This window comes from Stenotrophomonas maltophilia, from assembly GCF_004920835.1.
Lineage (GTDB): Bacteria > Pseudomonadota > Gammaproteobacteria > Xanthomonadales > Xanthomonadaceae > Stenotrophomonas > Stenotrophomonas maltophilia_AQ.
This window is the reverse complement of sequence record NZ_QFHO01000003.1, coordinates 132838-155837: the sequence shown is the minus strand read 5'-3', so window position 1 is coordinate 155837 and position 23000 is coordinate 132838. Positions and strand designations below refer to the sequence as shown.

Sequence of the window (23000 nt, the reverse complement as noted above, 5' to 3'; positions counted from 1 at the left end):
GTGGCTGCTTTCGATCAAGGAATGCCGAGCATGGATGGTGCAAAAGCGCTGTTTACCCTGTTTGCGCTGGGAATCAGCCTGGTCTGGATCCTGGTGCCGTTCGCCATCTTCGCCGTGCGCAATCTGCTGCGTGAGGTACTGGTCGAACAGCGCCGTACCAACGCACTGCTCGAGCATATCGGCGGCTACCGCATTCCCAAGCCGCAACCCGAACCGACCGTCTGGCGCGCGCCCTGAGCTGCAGCGCGCCAGGTCCGGCTCAGGCCGTCGCCTCGAAGGCCGGTGAGTACTGCACCCCGCCCTGTGCCACCGGAGGCTGCAGGCAAAGCGCCTGGAAGTACTCTGCCGGCACGCCCGGCAGCACCAGGCCCGGCTCGGCACGGAACCCGAAGCGCCCGTAGTACGCCGGCTCACCCAGCAACACGCAGCCGTACGCGCCCTGTTGGCGCAGGGCTTCCAGAGCCGCGTGCATCAGGGCCGCGCCAACGCCCTGCCCCTGCCATGCGGGCAATACCGAAATCGGGCCCAGGCCGAACCAGCCGGCGCTGCCATCGCTGACCGTCACCGGCGACAGGGCAATGTGGCCGACCACCTGGCCCTGAGTTTCGGCGACCAGCGAAATGCTCAACTCCCCACGCGAACGCAGCGCATCGACGATGAACTGCTCGGTGTGGCTGCTGTGCGGGGCTTCGCGGAAGGCGGCCTCGGTGAGTGCGCGGATGGCGGCGTGGTCGGCCGTGGTTTCGGTGCGGATCATGCAGCTCAAGGAGAACGCCTTTGATAATGTGATGAATGTGTGAATTATTGATTTACGTCGCAGATTCCACCGCGAACAGACCCTGCCAGCAAGTCCAACGCGACGCCCGAATCCCCTGTGCTGCAATCGATTCGCCGGAATACACCGCATCGGGCGCGTCAAAAAGCCGTCGCGACGGTGGCGCAGCATTCCTGACACGCTCCATAATCGAGAAACCTGTCACCCAGGAAGGATATATGGACATGGACGCACGATGCAGGATCAGGCCATGGGAGTAGTGCTCCCTGAAAGGAAAAGGCAGCCGCTGCTGGCGTTGCTCGCCCTTATCCCACTGGCCGCATGCTCGCCCTATGCTGATGCCGAACGCGACGTCGCCGCTGGTGGGCGCGGCTTGGCCAAACTCAACCCTGCACCAAAGCAGGGCTACGAGCTGGTACTGACACTTAAGGATGCCCCTGGTCCATTCACGGTGGTCGAGGGCGTTGCCCAGTACGACGTCAGCAACCACAAGGACTGCGGCCGGGTCCTGAGGGCGACCGGTACCGCCAGCCGTATTACCAGCCAGGAGCTCGTCACGCTGCGCAAGGTCGGTGAGAACGAGTACCGCGGTACGTTCTACCTCGACCGCATGCAGGACCAAGACTATTACGATCGCGGCGTCTGTCATTGGACACTGACCGGAGTTGGTGCGATGTTGCGCGCCACGACCGACGAAGCGGACACTCGATTCCTGACGTTCGTCGACAAGGAGCGCATGGAGAACGAGTCTCCTCTGACGCTCTACTACCCAAAGTTGATCTATCCACTCGCCGCCACCGTCGCCAACTATGGCGCCAGTGGCGAGGAGAATCCATCAGAGTACAGCGAAGATCTGCGCGACGCGCTGTTCTCGACCACGACCACTGTGCAGAAACTCGCGCCATGAGCTGCCAGTTCAACCATCCATCTACCCCCAAAGGAGGCCGACATTGCGCCACAAGATGATCCCGTGCCTTGCTCTGCTTCTATTGACCGCCTGCAATCCGGAGACCGCCATGAACCAGGAACGTGCCGCTGCTGAAGCCGATGTCGCCCAGGGTGGGCGTGGCCTCGCCAAGCTCAACCCCAGCCCGCGCAAGGCCTATGAACTGGTGCTGCGCCTGAAGGATGCCCCCGGTGATTTCGCGGTGGTTGAAGGTGTCGCGCAGTATGACGTGACCAACGAAGACCAGTGTGGGCACATCGAACCTGCCACCGGTACCGCCGCACGTATCACCAGCCAGGAACCGGTGGAGCTGCGCAAGGTCGCCGACGGCGAGTACCGCGGCACGTTGTATGTGGACCGCATGCTGGATGAGGACTACTACGGCCGCGGCGTGTGCAAGTGGGAGTTCAGCGGCGCAGGGGCGATGCTGAAGGCAACGGGTGCTGAAGGCGAAACGCGCTTCCTGACCTTCGTCGAGGCCAAGCCACTGACCGAAGGTAGCGCGCATACGCTCTACTACCCGGACGCGGCCTATCCGCGGGCTCCGCTTGCTGCCAACTATCCGGCCACGGGCAAGACCAATCCTGCAGACTACGTAGCCGAGCTGCAGGGCAAGCTGTTCACCATGAGCCTCAGCGCCAGTGAGGTCACCCAATGACCATCACCTCTCAGGACTACGCCGCACTTTCCGATGACGCCTATAAGGATCGTGCAGTCGGGCGACGGGCTCCGGGCCAGGAAGAGAAAGTCACGCTCAACGGACACGAGTACAAAGTTCTTGAGCATGTCGACAATCGACTCAACGGCTACCAAGGCACCATTTACCAACGCACCGACACCAACGAGATCGTCGTCGCTCATCGCGGCACCGAACAGATTGCTCGTGATGCAATCCTCACCGACGGAGGCATGGTCGTTGCCCGCACCAATGTGCAGGCCCCCGATGCCATCGCCCTGACCAAAAGCGCGCTGGACTACGCGAAGCAGGAAGCTGCATTTGGAGGCCGCGCGCCCCAGGTCACCGTCACAGGCCATTCCCTCGGCGGCGCCCTGGCCCAGATCACCTCGCACCACTTCAACGTCAAGGGCGAGACCTTCAACGCCTACGGCGCGGTCAGCCTCAGCTACCGCATTCCGGAAGGCGGCAACACCATGATCAACCACGTCATGGCCTCCGATCCGGTCAGTGCTGCATCGCCCCACTTCGGCCAGGTCCGCATCTACGCCAAGCCCGATGAAATCAAGACGCTCGCGGCAAACGGCTTCAGCAATCACGCCCTGCGTGATCTGATTCCAGACCGTCCGATCATCGCGGCCACCAGCTCATTCGGCGCGCACAAACTGGGCAACTTCCTCAACGAAGGCTCGGTGCTGAAGCACCCGGAAACGCAGAAGCTGGCGAAAGACAACGCCAAGATGATCGAGGAGTACCGCGACGACGTGGAATCACTGCGTCGTGGCGTCACCCGCGCGGCACGCGGCATCCCGGGCGGTGCCGTCGATCTGTACGACCACATCCGTGGCCCGCTGCAACCCGGTGAGCCGGCCCGTCGCGAGGCGGAGAAGAACGGCCACCACACCAGCATGCTGCGCATGGACGATGCCACTCATCTTGGCAACCCGCTTTTCAACGACGCGATCCGTGGCGTGCATGCGCAGGACGTTCGCGTCGGCCGCGTGCCGGATGTGATGAGTACGCAGTTGGCCGGTAGCCTGGCGGCGGAGATGCACGCTGCAGGCGGCAAGCGCATCGACGAAGTGGTGATGAATGCCGATGCCTCGCGCAGCTTCGCGGTGCAGGGCCAGGGCGGCGACCCGGCGCATCTGCGCGTGTCGGTGGACACGGCCGTGGCGATGAACACCCCGCTGGAGCAGAGCAGCCAGCGCATTGATCAGCAAGCCGCGGGACAGCGTCTGGCACAGGACCGCGATCAGCAACTGGAACAACAGCAGAACCAGACCCGCAGCATGCAGGCCTGATGAACAGCGCGGGAGCCGGTCATTCCGGCTCCCGCGTCACTTCGGCCCTCTGCCTCAGGGGCTGGAGGCCGCGACCGGCGCGGACGCACCGGCGGTCACGAACAGATCCGGCCCGGAATCCGGGAAGCCACCACAGGCGCGATCGCCCGGTGCTACCGGATCACAGGGCCACTGCGCCCGCGCGACCTTCTCACGCAGCTCGAAGCGATCCCCAGTCCAGACCACGAAGGCCAGGTGCTCGCGGTTCCAGTCACTGTAGGCACGCGGACCGACCTTCTGCGCCGTCTCCGGGTACTGCACGAACCAGCGCATGGCCGGGCCGTACTGCAACTTGCTGTGGTCCAGGCTGATCCGGCCGTCGCGCGACAGCTGCCGCGCACGATCGGCCTCCGTCACCTGGGACATGGCCGGCATGGCATCGGCGGTCACATCCCTCGGCGCGGCGTCCCCGCGAACCTGGTACACACGCTGGGCCACATAGGCCTCGCGGCAGTCACCCGCTGGCACACGTACCGGCTCCGCGCCGTACTCATCGCGGTTGGCGACCCGGTCGCTGCAGGTGAACGGTGCCGACACCAGGTAGAACGTGCTGTCGGCGTCGCGTCCTTCCAGCGAGCGCACCCAGATGTCGCCCATCCGCGCGATGAAGTCCGGGCGCTGGCCGTAGCCCGGCACCGCCTTGAACCAAACCTTCTGTTGCACCTCACGCTCGCGCCAGCTGCGCGGCAGGTGGATGTCCTGCTGGGGCAGCGCGACCAGCAGCGCGGCCAGATGCGCCGGCATCGTGCCCTGGCAGGCGCCGATCAGCAGCTCGGCCTGGGCCGCCAGCCGCCCAGCCAGATCCACCGGGCAGCGGGCACCAAGCGCACGCTCGGTCGCCTGCTCGGGCGGCAACGGCGCGATGACCAAGGCGGGCGGCGCGGGAGCTACCGCCGGGACGGCTGGCTCGACGACAGCAGGCGGTGCAGCGACAGGCGCCGCCGCTGCGGGTGCAACGGGCACAGGCGTCGGGTCTGCAGCCGGCGCCGGCTGCGCGTCCACCACTGGTGTCGCAGGAGGTGTCACGGCAGCCGGTACATCGGGAGCCGGCGCCGCGACAACGGCTTCAGCCGGCATGGGCGCTGCAACAGGTGCCATCCCTGCAGGCGCGTCAACGATCGCCTCGGCGGCGATGGGCGCCTCCACGACGGGCGCCGCTGTCTCCTGAGCCTGAGCCTGTGCCGACGCTGCGGCAAGTCCAAGTGACAGCAGCCAGAGCGGCGGCAGGCGGCGCGCGGATGCATCGCAGCGGGCAGCGACGTGCCGGGCATTCGAGGGAACGATTCGCATGTGGTGTCCTTCCGAGTGGGTTTCCATGTCGGCGCCACAGGGCGCCACGCGTCGTACGTAAAGCGCCGGCGGGCCCCCTGCCCGCCGGCATCAGGTGTTACAGGGATCGAGAACGCTGCTCCTGCTCGCGGGCGAGCGCGGCCGCCGGGTCCTGCTGGGCGACACTGGCAGCCAACTGCTGGCTGCTCTGCGCCAGCGGCTGCTGGGCGGCCTGCTCCCGGTCAACGGACGCACGCAGCATCGCCGGATCCCCCAGCGCGCCCTGCACCGCAAACAGCGTGCGACCGTCGTTGCCCGCCAGCAGATGATCGATACGCGACAGGCCGGCCTTCTGCGCCCCCAGCGCCAATGCGCCAGCGGTATTGTCGAGCGCCTGTGCACTGCGCAGTCCATTCTGTGGTCCCATCTGCTGCAGGTGCCGGCGCGCATCCTCGAACAACGCGTTGCCGGGCTCACCGGTCTGCGACATGTCTCGGGCAACACTCTGCGCCGGCGCACCGACTTCGCCCCGCTCCAGCCGCGCCATCACATCAGGCGTCAGCTTCTGCTGCCACGCATCGAATCGCTGCTGGCGGGCCTCGATGCCGTTCAGGCCACCATTGATCGCGCGCGTCGCTTCGCGCACATCCTCGCGCGCCGCCTCCGGTACCCGCGTCTGCCACTGCCACACCGCAATACGGCCTGCGTGCTCGGGCTGCGCGGCCAGTTCCGGCTGATTCACCAGATCCAGATCCAGCGCCTTGCCGGCACGCTCATAGTTTTCCTTGCCGACCAGCGGCAGATAGCCGCGGCCGTGATACTTCAATGCGTCGCCGGGCGCATCATTGCCCATGCGCCCGCCGTACATCAGCTCGGCCAGATTCTCCGGACGGCCGCGCAACGCGTCCTGGCGGGCGCCCTCAAGCGCGCCATTGCCATTGCGCCACGCCGCTTCCACCGGGATCTGCGAGATACCCCGCGTGAAGTTGAAACTTTCATTGAGCCGGCTCAGGCCACGGGACTCGTGCCCGGCCTGCGCCATGAAGTTGGCCAGTTCCCGGGACGAGGTGATGCCGGCCTCCGTGGCCTGCCGCAGCAACTGCGACTCTCTATCCTGCGACACGGTGAAACTCCTGCTCGATCATCGTTGGGTACTCCCGCCTCCTCACAGGCATGGCACTCAGGGCAAGCTCACGTCGGCGACAACGGACGGATCGAAATCCTCGAACCGCACCCGACCAAGTTCGGCCGCCGAGAAATCGCGTGTATGACTGGCCTCGGTCTCGGTGTCGACCACCCTGCGCTGCACGCCATGCACCCAACAGGCCTCGTCGGCCGGAACGTAGCGGAACGTGTAGATGCTGCTCCAGCGCTCACGGCTCCCACCGTTGGTGATCACACTGAAAGCGCCATCCTCGATGGTCACGTACGCGAAGGGGTCGCCGGCAATGCCCCCACGGGTGGAGCACGGCACCAGCTTGTCGTTGCGCGCGGCCAACTGCCATCGGCCCGCGGCGTCACCCAGCAGCAGCAACAACACCCGGTTAGGACCGTGCTCGCCGGGCACCAAGCCGTCGGGTGCCGGTTGATCGATCACCAGCAACTGGTCGTCGATCCCGTTGCCGGTGAGATCGCCGCGTACCGCCTCCAGCAGGTTCGCGCCGGACGGAACGAACGCCAAGGCATTGTCCATGTGTACGCCACTCCCCTTCTGCATCCCCTGCGACTCCTTCAATCCTGACCTTCCAGTACCCGCGCGACGACCGGGAAACCGTGCGCTGCGCTGCAGGCTCCGGTGTCCGCCATGGCGGATGATAGCCCCGGCCCGGCGGCGTCTGCGATGGTCGCAATCATCATCCGCATCGTGGGTCGTCAGAGTCCTCATGGACGGAAAAGCTCCTGCGCTCGATGGCACCGATGCGTCGGGATTTTGACGCGTACGCAGCTTACTTCGAGGAGGCGGGGCTCGTCGAAGGGAGCTTGGGATGAAAAGCGCACTTGATCACAGAAAAAGCGCAGTTAACGTGAATGGTGGCTTATCCGAAAAACAGATCCGCGGTGGATGGCGCCGGGGATGCATCGCCCCCCGCAGCCCCGCCGGCCTGAGGTTGCGCGGAAAGCGTGCGCTGCCTATGCGGATGGGTGCGGGACCCTGCATGCTCTTTGTCGCCTCGCGTCGTGGCCAGCAATCGCGATCAACGCAACTGCTGCGCGCATGCGGCTCCTTGTGTGGCGTAGTCACGGATGTAGCCGTCCATCGTCAGCACCGTGATATCGCATCGATTGTTCACGTCACTGATGACATGCCCGTAAACGTTCAGCCCCTGCACACGCTCGCCACGATGCAGGTACAAAGTGCGCGAACCATCGGCCCCAATCTCCACGCGATCCGGTGTGCCCCATGTCCGCACGAATTCCTGCTCTGTCTTGCCGATCCACAGGTCCATGAGATTGTTGCGGCCCACGCGGTTAGCTGCTCGATGCGATTCATCCAGAGCCTTGGTCGTCTCCTTCTGGACACGCGCCAGATTCGCCTCCAGGCTGCGCTCAGTTCGGTCCATTTCGGCGTCGGTCGGCCGATAGGTGAATGCTGGTCGCTTGCCGTCCTTCCACAGGTCGCCCCAGATGAAATCAGCAGGTGATAGGCCGACGTCACCGATGGACAGGAAGCCGCGCTTCATCATTTCCGCGGGTACTTTGGCCTTGGGGTCAGGCCCCACGAGACAGGCAAACCGCACCAGTTGCACCTGCCACGGCGCGATCGCCTCGGTTCGCGGTTCGAATCTTTCCGGTGGGACATCCTCCATCGGGCGATCGCGCCACTGGACCAGGCTCATCCTCATGTCCACGGTGTTTTGTGAACAATTCACCCAGTACTTTCTGATCAGTCGATTTGGCTTGATCGCGTTCTCGTAGATGGTGTTGACCTGGATCTCGTATACCGGTTCCGGACCAGCGACCGGCTCACCGGATTTTGGTGGCTTTCTACGGCGCAATTGCTTCAGGTACGCATTCTGCTCCGCCGGCGTGGCACGCTGCAGGAAACCGACCAGATCCGAGCGGTCGCTGAGCGTTTGCGCATCGACCACCCATGCCTCCCGGTTCGGCGTTTCGCCACCGGTGAAAATGACCCAGCTATCAGTGGCATGTGCCGACGAAGCTGATACCAGCCCTCCAATCAGCAGGGCTACACGGCAGGGATTCTGCATGATTCGTTCCTTCGAATGGCGCGAAGACTTACGGCAATGCCGATGGTTCCTTATAGCACGGCCTAGCCCGCCACCTCGAACGACGCTCATTCTTAGTGCAAAGCCGGCGCCTTAAGCGTGAGCGAAAGAAAGAAACAGCCAACTTCTCAGCAGGCCACCCTCAAAAGAACCATGTATTTCACATTTCTACTCCGTACGCATGGGGGCTATTGATTGCCGGGATGTGCAGCTCTGAGACCGGTTTCGGCAACCCTGGCGGATTCCGACGACGGAAGGGTTGAACGTGCGGCCGCATGTCGATCATGCGCACCACGGTCTTGGCCGGACTACCCCTTCTCCGGAGCGGTCGGCGTGTAGTAACTACCCGGAGGCTGCCCACTCAGTCCCGGCGCCTGTGCCACCGGGCTGCCACCCGTCTGCGAATATGCCATGAAGCTACCCAAGGTGCCCTGGAAGAACATGGCCGCTATTGGGGGCGCAGTCAGAATCAGGGTCGCCAGGATCAATCCCATGCCGCCCTGCTGCATCGCCTGACTGGTCATGCCGTCGCTGGACGCCCCCATCAGCGGGAACTTGTTCACCAGCGCTGTCACCCAGAACGACGCAGACACGCGAATCACCATGTCCAGCGCAATCGAGACCATGGCTGCCAATACCGCCATGGAGAACATGGTTCCAATGCCGTAGAACAGCCATCGCTGAAACAACTGCTTGGTCTTATCGAACAATAGATGAAGGATGAACTGCGCCCCAAGACAATGCACTCAGCACTACAGATTAAAGTTCGTAGAGATACTAATTGCAGAAAGAAATTTGATCTTCGAGAGCAACTTCAACGCACTTAATTTGACTGAACCTATGGCCAGCGACTCCAACCCCAAAGGCAAAGTCCACGTCCTAGGCGGAAGTGAGAAATAGAAATAGCCCGCTTCTCAGCAGGCCACCTCTAAAACAAATAAGCAGAACCTCGGCGTGCAACAAAGCTCACCCAACGCGAGGATTCCATCAGCGGAAAGGCTTAAACTCAGACATGCTGCACGCAGAGTAGATAACGGTACAACTGCGCCCCTTACCCTCGGATTCACAACGGCGCACTGATTCCGCCTTCGCATCCTCTTCATTAGGTGATCGATACGCCACGGTTGTCACGTCGGCCAGGGGTACTGAGCCAATCACCGGGCCGGCTAGCGCGGCGCATTGATTGTGGTACTCAAGAATAACTTTACACTTCTGCCCCCCCATGCGCTGACATTCAGAGAGCGCGAGAGACCTGGCTTCTCTCTTTGATTTTTTGACCTCTGCCACACCAATCGCCAAATTCTGGCCTACTTGATGGTCTGCGTCTTGCGCCAAAGCACCCCACCGGGTTTCCCACTTGCCAGTTGGCATGGGGCCATTGCTCTCACCACTAGTTTGACCGCCCGGAATTGGCGCACAACCTCCTACGCCCTGCCCTCCCACCGGGTACTGCCCTGGGGGGCACCGCCCTTCTGCCAACGCCACATTAGAAATAACGAGCAGCAAAAGCACGACAATGCACTTCATACTTACACCTCTATCAATCGACACTGTCATTTCACGCTCAGGCACCAGCCTGCCCATACTTTCCAGTATCTTGCTTGATCTCACCTGATCGCCCAATACCGTAACCAGAAGTCGCGCCGTGGCCGGAACTGACCGATGGAGCACTGGAATGATCCTTTGTCTGGGCTGGCGAATAGTAACTACCCGGAGGCTGCCCGCTCGGTCCCGGCGCCTGTGCCACTGGGCTGCCACCTATCTGCGAATATGCCATGAAGCTACCCAAGGTGCCCTGGAAGAACATGGCCGCCATTGGGGGCGCAGTCAGAATCAGGGTCGTCAGGATCAATCCCATGCCGCCCTGCTGCATCGCCTGACTGGTCATGCCGTCGCTGGACGCGCCCATCAGCGGGAACTTGTTCACCAGCGCTGTCACCCAGAACGACGCAGACACGCGAATCACCATGTCCAGCGCAATCGAGACCATGGCTGCCAATACCGCCATGGAGAACATGGTTCCAATGCCGTAGAACAGCCATCGCTGGAACAACTGCTTGGTCTGATCGAACAAGAGGCAAAGAATGAACAATGGCCCCAACCCGATGAACAACGCCATCGCAACTTCGTAAAGCAACAGCATTGAACCAGCAGTCACCGCTGGCCCACCAGTGCCGAGACCGATGAACCACATGGCTCGCGTCTTCTCTTCCTGCAGGCCTGGATCTCCCAGAACCTTGATGCCATCGATACTGGAGAGCGCCACCTGCATCCAGGCCAGACTCTTGTCGATCTGCTGCTCCGGCTTCTGATCCTTGCCAGTGACAACGTGAGTGATCAGACCCTTCACATCCTCGGTCAGGAACTCATGAAGATCACGCCCGAACATGCCCATGCTCGTAGCCACGGCGACAATCAAGGCGGCACGCGCCATGTTGGTCACCAGGACCATCATCGAATCGCGACTGCGGCCGGTAACGATGCGATAGCCTTGGATCAACACCCACAAGGTCATGAGGGTCAGCGCGATGCCGCCCACCCACGCCATCATGTTGTCCATCAGGTCGAAGCCGAACTTGCCGATCCTGTCCCGCAGATAGTCCAGGATCAGCTTGAAGAACACGAAGTCCCCGACCGACTGGACGCGTACCGCATGCCCCATCAGATCCTGGAACCCGCCTGAAAAATCAAAGTTGGCAATCAACCTGATCGTCATACCTACATTCCCTTGGTAGTACCGCTATCGCATGAAGCACCACGCAGATACGTGGCCCTCAGGTGCTCCACTCCACGCTTCAGTCGATGGACAGCGCTGTCTTCAGCGCCACCGTTTTGACCAGATCGCTAGCCAGGTTCTTCATTGGATCCCCCTTCAACGCTGCCTGCGCCACGACCTTCTGGTTTGCTTCCATCACCGAGATGTAGGCGTCATAGGCCTTGATTCTCGCCTCAAAATTCTGAACCGACGCATTCATCTCATTGGCGGTCCGCAACGAATCGTTTGCTACCGCCTCCATGTCACCAAGGCGGCTGCTACCAAACCTAATCTGGGCGATCGAATCAAGGCTCTTCATTATCGACGGGCCGGTCTTCTGCATGAAATCAACCGCATCGTTGTACTTGCGATTCTGCATCATGCGAATATTCACGCAGATCTGGGTCTGCTGATCCTTCCAGTCACCATCAGGCTTGAACACGATCGACGTCATCAGATCCTTGAGCTGAGATCCGGTACCGCAGGTCTCGGCGATCAGGTACTTCGGAGGAACAGGCGTCAACGGCGTAGCTGCAGGCAACCCAAAATCATTGACGATGCCCTGCACCTTCACCAGCATGTCATTGTATTCCTTGATTGTTTGATTCCAGTCACGCAGCCACTGGGTATTCTCCCTCACGAACTGTGCCTTTTCCTGCACTTTCGATTGAAGGGTATTGAACTGATTCCATATGTGCTGCCACAGCGCAGGACCTGTTTCCTGCACCGGGCCGATGGCGCCCGCATTGGTCGCTGCAAGGGCCAAGGCAACGCCGAGCACCTTGGCCATCGGCTTGAGTACCTTGCGGGCGCTGGCCCGACGCTTGACGTTGTTCATTGGAAAACTCCTGTTGTTCTGATTGACGTCCACTTGCCTGTCTCCTGCTCGCACGGCCATCAGGCCGCGTCGGACCGGGGTTCCTTTCCCGATCCCTTCCGGTTCTTGTAGAAATCTTCCAGCCACTGCTCCGGGCTGAGCTCGTCTACAGTGACGCGATTGCGGACCGCGGCCGTCTGCAGGACCCGATGCATGACATCGATGTTGTCGGTCGAAGCTGAGATCACCGACAGGATGTCGTCCATGCCGCGAAGGTTGAGCTGGCACACGCTGGAGGCATGGCCCTGCTTGACCAGGAAGCAGCGCGAGCGCTCGTCCAATGCGGTCACCACCCTGAACTCGGCCTCCGTCAGCTTCAGGCCATCCATGTAGTCGCTCTTGCTGGCATTCGGGTTCGGCAGCAGGATCAGCGTCGCGGTCTGCTCGATCAGGGCGGCGGAGATATCGCTCTTCAGCGCATCCTCCGGGCTCTGCGTTGCAAAGATGCCCAGACCGTTCTGCTTACGGATGGTCTTCTGCTTGTTCTTCGCGAATTCCTTCAGGCCTCCCTCACCATCCAGGATCTTCCAGAACTCGTCCATCACGTAGATCAGCGGACGGCCATCGATCAGCGACTCCAGGCGGTGCAGCAGGTAATTGATCACCGGCACGCGCACTTCAGGATTGTCGATGATGTCGGTGTAGTCGAAGCCGATGATGTTGGCCTTGCTCAGGTCAACGGTATCGATCGGATTATCGAACACCCAGCCCAGCGAGTTCCCCGAGGTCCAGCGGCGCATGCGCGCGTAGAGACCATCGTCGCCCATGTTGGGCAGGCTCTTCTGGAAGTTGGTCATGCTGCGCAGGTGCATCGGCGTATCGAGCATGCTCTCCACTGCGCGGTAGATATCCTCTTCCTCACGGGCGCTGTACTCGCGCTTGCCGGCCAGCACCTTGATCAGGTCAGCCAGGAACTGCAGGTTGGCTTCATTGTTCTCGCACTGGAACGGGTTGAAGCCGGTCGGCGCGCCGTTCTCCAGGGCCAGATAGTTGCCACCGCAGGCGCGCACGAAGATTTCCGCGCCGCGATCCTTATCGAAGAAGAAGATGGTCGGCGACGGCTCGTACTTCTGCACCTGGCTGAGCAGGAAGTTGATCAGCGCGGTTTTACCGGTACCGGACTTGCCGATGACCATGGTGTTGGCGATCGCCTTCTCGCCGAGTGAATTCTCAGACGGATGGGTCGCGTGGAAATTGAAGTAGTACGGCTGGCCATTGGTGGTCTGCAGCGTGGTGACGCAGTCGCCCCACGGGTTGTTGTGCTGCTTACCGGTGGCGAAGTTGTGCAGCGGCGACAGGCCCAGGAAGTTCAGCGAGCTGACATTGGCCAGGCGTGTGCGATAGCGCCAGTTGCCCGGCAGCTGCGAATAGAACGACGAGGTAACCGCCAGGTCTTCCTTGGTCGATACGAACCCGGCGTTGGACAGCTCGGCGCGGGTCGAGGCGACGTTCTGCGAAAGCTTGGCCTGGGTGTCGCCGTAGACCGCCATGATGAAGTGGTATTCACCCAGCACGAAGTTGCCCGACGACAGCTGATCCATGGCCTGGTCCAGCTCGACGATCTGGCTGACCGCCTTGTCGCCGGAGGAGATCATCATGCCCTTGGTGCGGTCGAGCACCTTCAGCGCGTCCTGGCGCCCCATCGGGCTGAACGAATGGGTGATGACGTATTCGTAGTCGAGGTACTTCAGGCCGTTGAGGATGCCCGGGTAAGTCCCCTCGGCATACTCCTTGATGTTCAGAATGGCGCCGTAGTGATTGGCACCGTTGGGAGTATTGATCGCAAAATCGCCGGTCTTGGCCGAGAACATGTGGCGACTGACCGGCAGGTAATCCTTGATCGGTGCCGACAGCACCGGCACCGGCTCGTCGATGCGATTGATCAGGTAACCGAACAGCTCCAGCGTTTCCGAGAACACCACGCCATTCTTGGCTTCGTACATACCCAGGCGATACGGCGCGTAGTCGCGGATCACGGCCTCGACGTTGCCGGCCAGTTCCATCAACTTCTCTACCGCCTGCTCCTGCTCGGCGCGCAGCTTCTCCACGTTCGCCGACTTTTCGACGAAGCGTTTGCCCGCCACCACCGGGCGATAGATCATGGTCAGGTACAGCTCGTTCTGCATGATGCGCTGCGAGGACAGCATGCCCATGTACTGGTCGGAAACGTCCTGGTTGAAGCGCTGCCTGTAGTTGCTCTTGCCCTTCAACGTGCGACGGCGACGGATGTCGTGCACCCAGAAGGCGACGTTGACAAAGTCAGGCGCGCGCAACGTCTGCAGCAGACGGTTGAACGTATTGTGGCGATGCTCGAGCTCCCACTCCTCGCGGCCGACGAACGGCAGCCCTTCCAGATGCCAGGTCAGCAGGTAGTCGCCGCCCGTGGTCTTGACCACGTTCGGGGCGACATGCGACGACAACGGGATGAACTCACTGATGGAGGTGTCAGGGCTGAACATACGACTGCTTCCAAAGAGGTACTGCCAAGAAGTTTCAAGAGACCTGGCGGGCGCGGACGCCCGCCAGGCCGGATCCGGACCTCAATCCATTCGGGCCGGCTTGTTGCGGTAGTGGTTGGGGTTGAGCACCCACATGCCATCGTGCTCCTGCACGTTGCGCACCTTCAGCTTGAACATCAGGCGCAGGCCCAGCAGACGGAAGATCATTTCGTCACGCTTGGCCATGTGCCGCATGATGAAGACCGCCACCGGAATGGTGAGCAGGAACCAGAAGTTCGTGTACATGCTGAGCAGCAACAGCCCGCCTGCCACCATGAAGAATGGCAGGTAGGGCACGCCCAGGAACATCGCTGGACGCGTGCAGCCGCGGAACACGACGTTCTTATGCACTGTAGTACTGGATCACGTGGTTGATCAGGTAGGAGGTGCTGGTGCCACCACCGCACTTGCCGTCGCTGCCATCACCCAGCAGCATGCGCGCGATCTGGCCTGCGGCGCCGATCAGCACACCACCGATCAGGATCGGGGCGACGTCAGCGATGCGCTTGTGCGCGAAGGCGATCTGGTAACCAGCGAAGATCACCGCGATGGTGACCACGGCGATCGAGGCGATGTTCAGCAGGCCGTTGATGTTGTTGAAGAAGCCGCAGACCTTCTTGTCGGTGCCGCCGAAGTCGGTGGCGCCGTTGGCGAAGACTTGCGGGGCAAACAGTGCGCCGACGAACAGAGTGGCCATCAGCAGGGTCTTCAGCGTGCGCTGGGCCTGGACGAGGTCGAGATTGGATCGCTTCATGGATTGATTTCCTTGTTGATGGACTAACACAACTGAATCGACCAGCCGGGGGACTGGCCGTACCACGACTTCGTCAGAACACGAAGGCCGCATCCCCTGCGGGAATCTGCTGCACCGGTGCGGACTGTGCCGGTGCGTTATATGAACTGCCATTGCCGGCCACTGGCTGATTGCGCTCATTCCAGGGCCGCAACATCACAGGGCCCTCGTTGCTGCCACCTGCAGCACCTGGCAACTGCTGCGGCATGGCCATCGCTTGCGCCGGACCCTGCTGAGGCAGCTGCTGCGGCATGCCACCGGCCTGTTGCTGCGGATAGGCGGCCCCTTGGGTGGGCTGCGCCTGTGGCTGCATCATCCGGTCCACCGAACCCAGCACTACCTTGGACAGCGTCTGGTCGGCGATGTTCAGCAGGCTGCCCCGCGCCATTGCACCGGTGGACGGATACACGACATACGCGCGTGCCGGGTCTTCCGACGGCACGTACACCGGGCCACTCGCCTGCGCAACGATGCGCGCCTGCGCCGGCGAAGCGAGCTGCGGGTGATGCTCGACCTTCACGCTGCGCCGTTCACCACGACTGATCACGTCGATCGGAGCAACGCCGTTGCTGGCCACCTGCTGGCCGCGACGGATCGAGTCATAGACTTTCTGCACATAACCGTGGCGGAAGCCGGTCTCGAAATTGCCGGAGTAGTAGCAACTGAACGACTTGCCCCAGTCGCCACCCGAGCGCTTGTAGCACTCGGCCAGGATGCGTGACCCGGCCTGCAGGTTCGGGCACTGCTGGAAGGCCTTCTCATAGGAATCCAACCCGTACTTGTCGAGGTTGTAACGATTGACCTGGGCCAGGCCAATCGAGAAGTTGTAGCCCTTCTCTTCCAGCATGCGCACCGTCGCCAGCGCTTCATCCAGCGCCTTGGGCTGACGCGCCAACGCGCCGCCAACCACGCCGATGGCATAGGGATTGCGCGACGATTCGACGTTGATGACGTGCTGCATCACGTCCATCGACACCGCCATCTCCGGGCACGCCATCATTTCCAGTCCTGGCAGCATCCTTCAGCCCTCCTGCCCCTGGGCACGCCCAGGATTGAAGTCGATGCCGGTGATGTAGCGCGAACCGGCGTGCGCCTTGATATGTACGACGATGTCGATGGTCATCATCAAGAGTCGCTTGATCACGTTGAATTCCAGGCCCGAGCCTTCGGTCGAGGCCTTCACCATCAGGGCCAACTGGTCCCAGGTCTGCTCCGGGCTGCCCGCATGGCAGCTGGTGATCGAACCCGGGTGGCCGGATGCACAGTTGCGAATGAAGTAGAACGCTTCGTCACCACGCAGCTCGGCGAGGATGATGCGTTCGGGCTTCATGCGCAGGCAGGCCTCCATGCAGCTTTTGGCGCTGACGTTGCTGGTGCTCTGCCCACCCTTGGAGTACAGCAGGTGCACCACATTGGGTTGGGTCAGAAACAACTCGCGCGCATCTTCGATCGTGACCAGGCGTTCGCTGTCCGGAATATGATTCACCAGCGCTTTCATGAAGGTGGTCTTGCCGCTACCGGTTGCGCCGGATACCACGATGTTCTTGCGGTACATCACCGCACGCCGGAAGAACTCGGCATACTCGCGCTGCTGACGCAGCTCCAGCAACTCACGATCCTGCTCGCTGATGCTGCCATCGCTTTCCAGGATCTGGTTGAAGAACCCATCTTCGTGATACTGGCTGAGCGACTTGGTGTGCTTGGACGGCAGGCGGATGGTGATTGACACCTTCCCAGCGTCACACGCCGGCGGAATCACGAACTGCGCACGTTGGCCGGTGGGGAACGTGAGCGAGACCACTGGATCGGCATCGGTGATGCGCTGGCCGGTGTTGCTCTCGTTCACCACGGCAGTGCAGAACTGCCGGGCCCGCTCGAAGGTCAGGCCCGGTACGTCCACGCGTTGCCACCCGGTCCGGGTTTCCAGGTACAGCTCGCCGGGACGGTTGATGCAGATTTCCGTCACTTCCGGAGAAGTCATGTACTCGGCGATGCCCAGCACTTCGTACTGATAGCGCAGGAAATCGCTGGAGACGAGGGCGAGGGGTGACACTTCAGCGTCCATGATCGTTCGATGGTTTACCGGCGGGGGTGCAGCACGTTGGTAAAGTCTACGTCCTTGGCGACGTAGACGTTCACGATCGTGCCCTGATTGATGGTCACGGTCGGCGGACGACGCTGGCTGAGCGACTCGTTGGCCAGGCGTTCCATGGTGCGCGCGGTGGCGCTCTCATAGGGCGACTGGATGGTCATGCCGTTGTTGGCCACCGTGGTGGTCTCCGGGCCATGCTCGGCGGCAGCGTATTTGAACGCGTCGGCCAACAGGCTGATCATCAGTGCCGAGGCAATGCGGCTGCCCCAGTGGGCGCTGTATTGACCTGGATGACCGGCACCGCCCAACTGATCCACGCCCGGGCTGGACATGGCGACGTCGATACCATTCGGGGTCGTGATGCGATCCCAGATCACCTCTACCCGCTTGCCGGTGGGACCGCCACCGTAAGCACCGTAGATCTTGGAGCCCTTCGGCAGGAGCAGATTGCGGCCGTTGATCGAATACACCGGCTCGGTCAGCAGGCACGAGGTGTAGCCGGCAATGTCCGTGATGATGCGGGTTTCCAGCACGCAGCGCAGGTAGGTACCGCGCACCAGCAGCGCATCGGGACTGCGGATGTAACTGGCATTCGACACATCGTCGACATCAGGGCCGCGACGAACGCGCGCCGGTGCTGCGTTCTGCTGTCCGCCCATCATCTGTGCCTGCAGGCGGAGCGTACGGGTCAACTCATCTTCTTGGCCACCCTGCCCCTCGCCTCCAGCACCATCTCCGGCGCCGACGAAGCCGTTCCCGGATGCACCCATCCGGCGCTCAGCAAGCGTCGGACCGCGCGCTGCTTCACGCTCGCTCATGTTGAACGCAGGTTCGGCACGGGTCGGGCCCTCCGGCGGCGGCAACATCGGAATCGGATCAACGGGCTGCATTGCCTGCGCCGGACCCGGATCGGTCTGGACAGCGTCCGGCAGTGTTGGCGTGCTCGCGCGCGCAACATCCGGCACCTTCGGCGCATCGTCCTTGTCTTGGCCCTTGCGGAAAAGCAGGAAGCCCATGGCAACAAGCAGCACCACGATACCGCCCAGGAACAGCAGCGCCTTGCGGTTCAATCGCTGCTCTTCAGCCGAGCGCAGCTGCGGCGCGGCCGCGTCCAGATCCGGTGCAGGCTCAGCCTGGGTCGTGCCGAAGTACGGATTCGTCTGCGCCTCCGGAGCAGCCTGTGCACCGTACGGGCTCTGGCTCTCGTCGCGTCCGTTGTTCGGGTCGTTTCCGGGAGTGTTCTGCTGGCTCATTTCTTCACGTTCCTTCGCAGGCCGACGACGAAGTCGCCGTGGCGGATGACCAGGTACGGGTAGGTCCCGTGCACGATCAGCGTATTGCCTTCAACCGTGGTGTTGACCACGAAGTCTTCACCGTATTCCGTTTCACGACCGAACACGGCCGGGAAGATGCCGGTCTTGTACTCGGGCGAATTCGGTAGTTTCAGGTAAGTGAAACGGCTGTCGTCGTAGGCGTTGACCGGGATCAGCCAGCCCATCTTCTTCGCCTTGCTGGTCGAATAGGAGTAGTTGAAGTTGTACTGGCGATCCTTGGCCAGTTCAGAGCTCAACAGCGGCTGCGCCTCCTCTTCCACCGCTTCCTGCGCGACGCCGAACACGGTGTCGTTCGGGTAGGTGAAGGCGATCTTGTACTGCACGCCAGCACGACGGGCCTGTTCCAGCTGGCGCCAGTCAGTGGCCACCACCTTCAGCTCGAAGATGTAGGAATGGGTCTCGGTGCGCACCATCATGTTGGTGTCGACGTCGACGTTCTTCGGCTTGAGATAGAACACGTTCTCGCGACGGGTCAGTTCCCAGCCGCTGCTGAAGCCGGTGCTGTAGTCGAGGATCTTCTCGTTCGGGCTCAGTTCGATCTGGGTGGTCAGGCCCAGGCCGGTGCGAACCGGATAGATGCGGTCCTTCTCGTACTCGTAATGGTCAACCGCCTGCGCCATCGCCGCTACTGGGAACAGCAACGACAACATCGACAGCAGCGCCAGCGCGCTTCCCCTGATATTTCGACTACTCATCGGTTGCTTGCTCCATCAGCAGTTCCGGTGGAATTGTTCTGCGCCGGCCTCATGGCCGGCTGTCCGGGCATGGCCTGCCCCGGTGTTGCTTGACCCGGCACCGGCTGCGCCGGCATCGGTTGCCCCTGTACCGGCTGGCCCTGCACGGGCTGACCCGGCACCTGGCCATTGGCCGGAACGGCGACCGGCTGGCCGGTGGCCGGATCGATCATCGTGGCCGCGGCCGGGTTGTTGGGATCGTAGACACCCTGGGCCTGCTGCGCGGCCTGTGCAGCCTGCTGCGCCTGTGCCTGCATGGCACCGTCATCCGGCACCGGTACGCCACGCGAATAGTCGTTGTCGACGCGATACTCGGTGACCTGGAAGGCCAGCGGATTGAGGATGCGATCCTGTTCGGACAGCGCCAGGTTCTGGTTGTACCCGAAGCGCATCGTCACCAACTGGTTGTCCAGATAGGTGGCAACGCCGGTGCGCTTGTCCAGCAGACTGCGCTGGATACGCACCGAAGCACCGCGGAAGCTGCCATTCGGCTCAGCACCCAGCGGCGTGATGCTGAGGATCTTGACCCGGATGGCGCGCTCGCGGCCGTACATGACGAACGGGTTCTGCGGGTTGTTGCCGGCATAACGCACGCGCATGGACTGCGCCACCGGATCGGTGGACATCACGAACACCAGCTCCCAATCACGCAGGCCCATTACCGCCGAGTCGTACGACTCGCGCGCCAGCACGTACTGGGCCACGTTGCTGCGGTTGATCGCTTCATTGCTGGTGATGGTTTCACCCTGGAAGGTGCCACTCAGGCGCGCGACCGTGGCAGTACCGGTGTAGGCATCGGCCATCACCAGGAACGGCACCTTCTCCTTCAGCGGCAGCATGTAGTAGTAGCCACCGGCCAATGCCAGCGACATCAACAGCGAGCCCGTGGCGACCCACCAGGCTCGGCGCTCGCTGCGACGCGCCATATCGGCCACGGTGATCTCGTAGCTGACCGCCTTGGCGACCGACTGCTCGACCTTGGGACTGTTGCCGGGATCCTTCTTGCGGAACATGGATTCTTCCGTACTGCTGAAACATCAATGGGCGTGAAGCCCCTGCGACAGGCGCGGGGAGCGGCACGTTCGATGGTTTCGAGGTGGACTCAGGTGCCGCTGTTGGAATCAGCGCCCTGCGCCGACGCGGTCGGCGTCGCGCCAGCGCTCTGCACAACGATCTGGTTGCCAACGATAGAGACGGAGATTCCCTGCGTCGCATAGGCCGCGGTGAGATCGATCACGGCCTGCTGTGCATTGGTGGTGTCGATGTTCGAGACTGCGCCGTACAGCGTGAAGTCCGAGCTGAGGCGGTAGTCCAGCGTGCGCCCGGAATCCTTGGCCCAGCGCTCAAGCATGGCTTTGAGCGTGCCATCCATCGGCGAAGCCTGGTAGACGTAGCTGGAGTACAGCGGGATCTCGGTCGTCGCCGCAGCGAAACGGTTGACCGGCTTCCAGCGCCCTCCGAAATCGGGAGCGGACTTGGTGGCACACCCTGCCACCATCAGCGCCGCCACTGCGGCGATGGATATTTTCGCGATAAACGCCTGATTCATACGGGCTTCACTTTGACGTACGAAAAAGCAGTCCCGAACATTGGCTCCCTGGTCGTCCGGCGCCGCATCACGCGCACCGGAAACGGGAAGACGCGCTGGCTCGCAGCACACCTGCCCCGGTTCCCCTGCAGCCCGAAAGCCGCCAACCAGGTGACGGGGCCGCCAGTCATTGCCGACGACACACCCGCACACATCTCCAACGTCGAAACCATCCTTGTTTCCATGGCACAAACTCCTGGCCACCCTGCTCTACAACATTTGACACCCAGCACACATTTCTGGATGACGAACACAGGGTCGCACAACCGCGCGTCAATTCCATGTCAGACAAGTCTGAATTTCTATGAACAGATGATGTTTTTTTGACTTAGCTCACGAATTCACGTCAATGAATATGAATCTACGTCACAAATTTAGCGACGTGAATTAGACGTTAAGCATCGGAACGTCGACCTTCGGCAGCAGCCTCGAGGTGAAGTAGCGATCCTTGTAGTAGCGGATCTTGTCGCACTTCACAGGATGCGGTATGCCCTCGTACAGGAATACTTCCTTGTCCGGCCCCATCGCCTTCAGCTCCTGCGGCAGCATCAGTGCGCGCCGCTCCTCGGTGAAGCTGTGGGTCTTCTCGCGGGCATGGGTGACGTTCTTCTTGCGGATGGTGGTGTAACCGAGCATGTCCGAGTAGTCATTGGCGTCCTGCTGCTCGCGCGGCGCGTAGAGGATCTGCAGCGCGTGGTTGGTGATGATCGTGCGCGACACCTCCCGCCCGTAGGTGGCATCGAGCTGGGACATGCTCTGGATGATCGGCAGCAGGCGGATGTTGTAGCCGGCCATGTAGGACACCGCCGACGCGATGATCTCGACCTTGCCGATCGAGGTGAATTCGTCCATCAGCAGCAGGCACTGGTACTTCAGGTCCGGATTGGACTTGGGCAGTTCCTTGGTGTTGAGGTTGATCAGCTGGCTGAAGAACAGGTTGATGATCAGGCGACTCTCGGCCAGCTTGTTCGGCTGGATGCCGATGTAGATGGTCATCTTCTTCTTGCGGACATCGGTCAGCAGGAAGTCGTTGCTGCTGGTGGCCCTGTCCAGCACGGGGTTGATCCAGGCGTTGAGCGGTTCCTTGAAGGTACCCAGGATCGAGGCGAAGGTCTCATCGGCCTGGGACAGCATGTTGGCAAACGCCGAGCGCGCGTTGGAGCTGAGGAACGACCGCTCCGACAGGGCTTTGAGGTATTTCTTAAGATCGCTGCCGTCACCCGATGACAACCGGTAGACAGCACCCAGGGTGGGCGTGCCCGAGCCGCCCGGGAAGCCACTGCTGCGCTCGTCATCCCAGTTCTCGAACAGGTACAGGGTGAAGGCCATGAACGCATTGCGCGCCTGGCTGACCCAGAATTTCTGGTCCTCGGCACCATCCGGATACAGCATCGCGGCGATGCTCATCAGGTCCGAAACGCGGAACGCCGGGTCGTCGGAGACGTAGCTGAGCGGATTCCAGCGATGCGTGCGGCGGTCTTCGGCGAAGGGATTGAACAGGTAGATCTCCTGGCCCTGGCTGGCACGCCAGCCGCTGGTCAGGTCGAAGTTCTCCTGCTTGATGTCCAGCACCACCAGCGATTCGCCGTACTCCAGCAGGTTCGGAATGACCACGCCCACGCCCTTGCCCGAGCGGGTCGGCGCGGCCAGGATCACGAACTGCTGGCCGTCCAGCCGCACCAGCTTGCCGCCATGGCTGCCGACCACGATGCTCTGGCCGGTCTTCTTGAACATGCCGTGCTTGGACAGGTCGGCGCTGGTGGCAAAGCGTGCGTCACCGTGCAGCGAGCGCTTGTCCTTCTTCAGCAGCAGCACCAGGCCGGTCACCAGCAGCACCAGCAGCGGCAGGCCGAAACCGAGATAACCGGCCCACTTGATCTTGCCCACGAAGGGCGCGACCTGTGGCTGGCCGAGCGCGTTGAAGTACTGGTAGTAGGTGTTCCAGGTGAACAGCTTGGTGTCCAGCCCCAGCAACAGCAGGGTCAGGTAACCGGAAAACACGAAACCAAGCAGCAGGGTCGCCAGCGTGATGATGGCGATGAGCAGATACTTCTTACTGGGCAACACCCGAATCCTCCATGATGCGCACAAGG

Annotated in this window: 22 protein-coding genes and 1 pseudogene; 4 read left to right on the top strand and 19 right to left on the bottom strand. The window is 61.9% G+C overall.

Translation table 11 applies throughout. The annotated features are described in order from the left end of the window. Positions 1-30: 30 nt before the first annotated feature. Positions 31-237 (top strand): hypothetical protein, encoded by a 207-nt coding sequence (locus tag DI041_RS03655; RefSeq protein WP_136638198.1) that lies wholly within the window; start codon positions 31-33, stop codon positions 235-237. Between the two features lie 22 nt (positions 238-259). Here DI041_RS03655 and DI041_RS03650 read toward each other — a convergent pair whose 3' ends face one another. Continuing rightward, positions 260-757, bottom strand: a complete 498-nt coding sequence (locus DI041_RS03650; RefSeq protein WP_136638199.1) for a GNAT family N-acetyltransferase — start codon at positions 755-757, stop codon at positions 260-262. 268 nt (positions 758-1025) lie between these two features. Here DI041_RS03650 and DI041_RS03645 point away from each other — a divergent pair, with 268 nt between their 5' ends. Genes DI041_RS03645 through DI041_RS03635 form a run of 3 tightly spaced genes read left to right on the top strand, consistent with a single transcriptional unit; the run spans position 1026 to position 3701 of the window. Continuing rightward, positions 1026-1682 (top strand): hypothetical protein, encoded by a 657-nt coding sequence (locus DI041_RS03645; RefSeq protein ID WP_248298421.1) that lies wholly within the window; start codon positions 1026-1028, stop codon positions 1680-1682. A 43-nt stretch (positions 1683-1725) separates the two neighbouring features. After that, positions 1726-2379, top strand: a complete 654-nt coding sequence (locus DI041_RS03640; RefSeq protein ID WP_046986279.1) for a hypothetical protein — start codon at positions 1726-1728, stop codon at positions 2377-2379. Beyond that, on the top strand, positions 2376-3701 hold the full coding sequence (locus tag DI041_RS03635) for an XVIPCD domain-containing protein (protein ID WP_046986278.1): 1326 nt from the start codon (positions 2376-2378) through the stop codon (positions 3699-3701). The genes DI041_RS03640 and DI041_RS03635 overlap by 4 nt, the downstream gene beginning before the upstream one ends. 54 nt (positions 3702-3755) lie before the next feature. On the opposite strand, the gene DI041_RS03630 is transcribed toward DI041_RS03635, so the two are convergent. From DI041_RS03630 to DI041_RS03540, 18 genes and pseudogenes are all read right to left on the bottom strand, one after another. After that, positions 3756-5030, bottom strand: a complete 1275-nt coding sequence (locus tag DI041_RS03630) for a hypothetical protein (protein ID WP_248298422.1) — start codon at positions 5028-5030, stop codon at positions 3756-3758. 97 nt (positions 5031-5127) lie between these two features. Continuing rightward, positions 5128-6132 carry an XVIPCD domain-containing protein gene (locus DI041_RS03620; protein WP_046986276.1) on the bottom strand — a complete coding sequence of 335 codons (1005 nt, stop codon included), beginning with the start codon at positions 6130-6132 and terminating at the stop codon, positions 5128-5130. Positions 6133-6189: 57 nt separating this feature from the next. After that, positions 6190-6726, bottom strand: coding sequence for a hypothetical protein (locus DI041_RS03615; RefSeq protein WP_032129521.1), 537 nt, complete (start codon positions 6724-6726; stop codon positions 6190-6192). A gap of 478 nt (positions 6727-7204) precedes the next feature. After that, positions 7205-8218: a hypothetical protein gene (locus DI041_RS03610; RefSeq protein ID WP_136638201.1), complete on the bottom strand. Its 1014-nt coding sequence runs from the start codon at positions 8216-8218 to the stop codon at positions 7205-7207. Positions 8219-8556: 338 nt separating this feature from the next. Continuing rightward, a pseudogene (locus DI041_RS03605) lies at positions 8557-8973 on the bottom strand (type IV secretion system protein); the annotation flags it as partial. A 250-nt stretch (positions 8974-9223) separates the two neighbouring features. Beyond that, positions 9224-9607, bottom strand: coding sequence for a DUF4189 domain-containing protein (locus tag DI041_RS21560; protein WP_169050320.1), 384 nt, complete (start codon positions 9605-9607; stop codon positions 9224-9226). A 193-nt stretch (positions 9608-9800) separates the two neighbouring features. Next, on the bottom strand, positions 9801-10952 hold the full coding sequence (locus DI041_RS03595) for a TrbL/VirB6 family protein (RefSeq protein WP_046986274.1): 1152 nt from the start codon (positions 10950-10952) through the stop codon (positions 9801-9803). 79 nt (positions 10953-11031) lie between these two features. Next, the gene (locus tag DI041_RS03590) at positions 11032-11829 is read right to left on the bottom strand and encodes a hypothetical protein (protein ID WP_136638203.1); all 798 of its coding nucleotides are present in this window, start codon (positions 11827-11829) and stop codon (positions 11032-11034) included. Positions 11830-11888: 59 nt separating this feature from the next. After that, the gene (locus tag DI041_RS03585) at positions 11889-14327 is read right to left on the bottom strand and encodes a VirB4 family type IV secretion/conjugal transfer ATPase (protein ID WP_032129524.1); all 2439 of its coding nucleotides are present in this window, start codon (positions 14325-14327) and stop codon (positions 11889-11891) included. An 81-nt stretch (positions 14328-14408) separates the two neighbouring features. Beyond that, positions 14409-14717, bottom strand: a complete 309-nt coding sequence (locus DI041_RS03580) for a VirB3 family type IV secretion system protein (RefSeq protein WP_006374695.1) — start codon at positions 14715-14717, stop codon at positions 14409-14411. Then, complete coding sequence (locus DI041_RS03575) at positions 14710-15120, bottom strand: TrbC/VirB2 family protein (protein ID WP_049436633.1); 411 nt, start codon at positions 15118-15120, stop codon at positions 14710-14712. Before DI041_RS03575 ends, DI041_RS03580 begins: the two co-directional genes overlap by 8 nt. Positions 15121-15193: 73 nt before the next feature. After that, positions 15194-16177 carry a lytic transglycosylase domain-containing protein gene (locus DI041_RS21615; RefSeq protein ID WP_136638204.1) on the bottom strand — a complete coding sequence of 328 codons (984 nt, stop codon included), beginning with the start codon at positions 16175-16177 and terminating at the stop codon, positions 15194-15196. 3 nt (positions 16178-16180) lie between these two features. After that, on the bottom strand, positions 16181-17224 hold the full coding sequence (gene virB11 / locus DI041_RS03565) for a P-type DNA transfer ATPase VirB11 (protein WP_136638205.1): 1044 nt from the start codon (positions 17222-17224) through the stop codon (positions 16181-16183). Between the two features lie 14 nt (positions 17225-17238). Beyond that, positions 17239-18504 (bottom strand): TrbI/VirB10 family protein, encoded by a 1266-nt coding sequence (locus DI041_RS03560; protein WP_136638206.1) that lies wholly within the window; start codon positions 18502-18504, stop codon positions 17239-17241. Beyond that, positions 18501-19280, bottom strand: a complete 780-nt coding sequence (locus tag DI041_RS03555; protein ID WP_065724506.1) for a TrbG/VirB9 family P-type conjugative transfer protein — start codon at positions 19278-19280, stop codon at positions 18501-18503. Before DI041_RS03555 ends, DI041_RS03560 begins: the two co-directional genes overlap by 4 nt. Continuing rightward, positions 19277-20332: a VirB8 family type IV secretion system protein gene (locus tag DI041_RS03550; protein WP_006374752.1), complete on the bottom strand. Its 1056-nt coding sequence runs from the start codon at positions 20330-20332 to the stop codon at positions 19277-19279. Before DI041_RS03550 ends, DI041_RS03555 begins: the two co-directional genes overlap by 4 nt. An 89-nt stretch (positions 20333-20421) precedes the next feature. Then, positions 20422-20868, bottom strand: coding sequence for a hypothetical protein (locus tag DI041_RS03545; RefSeq protein ID WP_046986265.1), 447 nt, complete (start codon positions 20866-20868; stop codon positions 20422-20424). Between the two features lie 426 nt (positions 20869-21294). Then, complete coding sequence (locus tag DI041_RS03540) at positions 21295-22974, bottom strand: type IV secretory system conjugative DNA transfer family protein (RefSeq protein WP_046986263.1); 1680 nt, start codon at positions 22972-22974, stop codon at positions 21295-21297. Between the last annotated feature and the right edge of the window lie 26 nt (positions 22975-23000).

Bases quoted from the DNA above. Each gene is read 5' to 3' on its own strand.
- DI041_RS03590 (WP_136638203.1), bottom strand. From the start codon at position 11,829: ATGAACAACGTCAAGCGTCGGGCCAGCGCCCGCAAGGTACTCAAGCCG.
- DI041_RS03595 (WP_046986274.1), bottom strand. From the start codon at position 10,952: ATGACGATCAGGTTGATTGCCAACTTTGATTTTTCAGGCGGGTTCCAG.
- DI041_RS03630 (WP_248298422.1), bottom strand. From the start codon at position 5,030: ATGCGAATCGTTCCCTCGAATGCCCGGCACGTCGCTGCCCGCTGCGAT.
- DI041_RS03585 (WP_032129524.1), bottom strand. From the start codon at position 14,327: ATGTTCAGCCCTGACACCTCCATCAGTGAGTTCATCCCGTTGTCGTCG.
- DI041_RS03555 (WP_065724506.1), bottom strand. From the start codon at position 19,280: ATGAGTAGTCGAAATATCAGGGGAAGCGCGCTGGCGCTGCTGTCGATG.
- DI041_RS21615 (WP_136638204.1), bottom strand. From the start codon at position 16,177: ATGCTGCCAGGACTGGAAATGATGGCGTGCCCGGAGATGGCGGTGTCG.
- virB11 (WP_136638205.1), bottom strand. From the start codon at position 17,224: ATGGACGCTGAAGTGTCACCCCTCGCCCTCGTCTCCAGCGATTTCCTG.
- DI041_RS03610 (WP_136638201.1), bottom strand. From the start codon at position 8,218: ATGCAGAATCCCTGCCGTGTAGCCCTGCTGATTGGAGGGCTGGTATCA.
- DI041_RS03615 (WP_032129521.1), bottom strand. From the start codon at position 6,726: ATGCAGAAGGGGAGTGGCGTACACATGGACAATGCCTTGGCGTTCGTT.
- DI041_RS03645 (WP_248298421.1), top strand. From the start codon at position 1,026: ATGGGAGTAGTGCTCCCTGAAAGGAAAAGGCAGCCGCTGCTGGCGTTG.
- DI041_RS21560 (WP_169050320.1), bottom strand. From the start codon at position 9,607: ATGCCAACTGGCAAGTGGGAAACCCGGTGGGGTGCTTTGGCGCAAGAC.
- DI041_RS03655 (WP_136638198.1), top strand. From the start codon at position 31: ATGGATGGTGCAAAAGCGCTGTTTACCCTGTTTGCGCTGGGAATCAGC.
- DI041_RS03575 (WP_049436633.1), bottom strand. From the start codon at position 15,120: ATGAAGCGATCCAATCTCGACCTCGTCCAGGCCCAGCGCACGCTGAAG.
- DI041_RS03650 (WP_136638199.1), bottom strand. From the start codon at position 757: ATGATCCGCACCGAAACCACGGCCGACCACGCCGCCATCCGCGCACTC.
- DI041_RS03545 (WP_046986265.1), bottom strand. From the start codon at position 20,868: ATGAATCAGGCGTTTATCGCGAAAATATCCATCGCCGCAGTGGCGGCG.
- DI041_RS03550 (WP_006374752.1), bottom strand. From the start codon at position 20,332: ATGTTCCGCAAGAAGGATCCCGGCAACAGTCCCAAGGTCGAGCAGTCG.
- DI041_RS03635 (WP_046986278.1), top strand. From the start codon at position 2,376: ATGACCATCACCTCTCAGGACTACGCCGCACTTTCCGATGACGCCTAT.
- DI041_RS03560 (WP_136638206.1), bottom strand. From the start codon at position 18,504: ATGAGCCAGCAGAACACTCCCGGAAACGACCCGAACAACGGACGCGAC.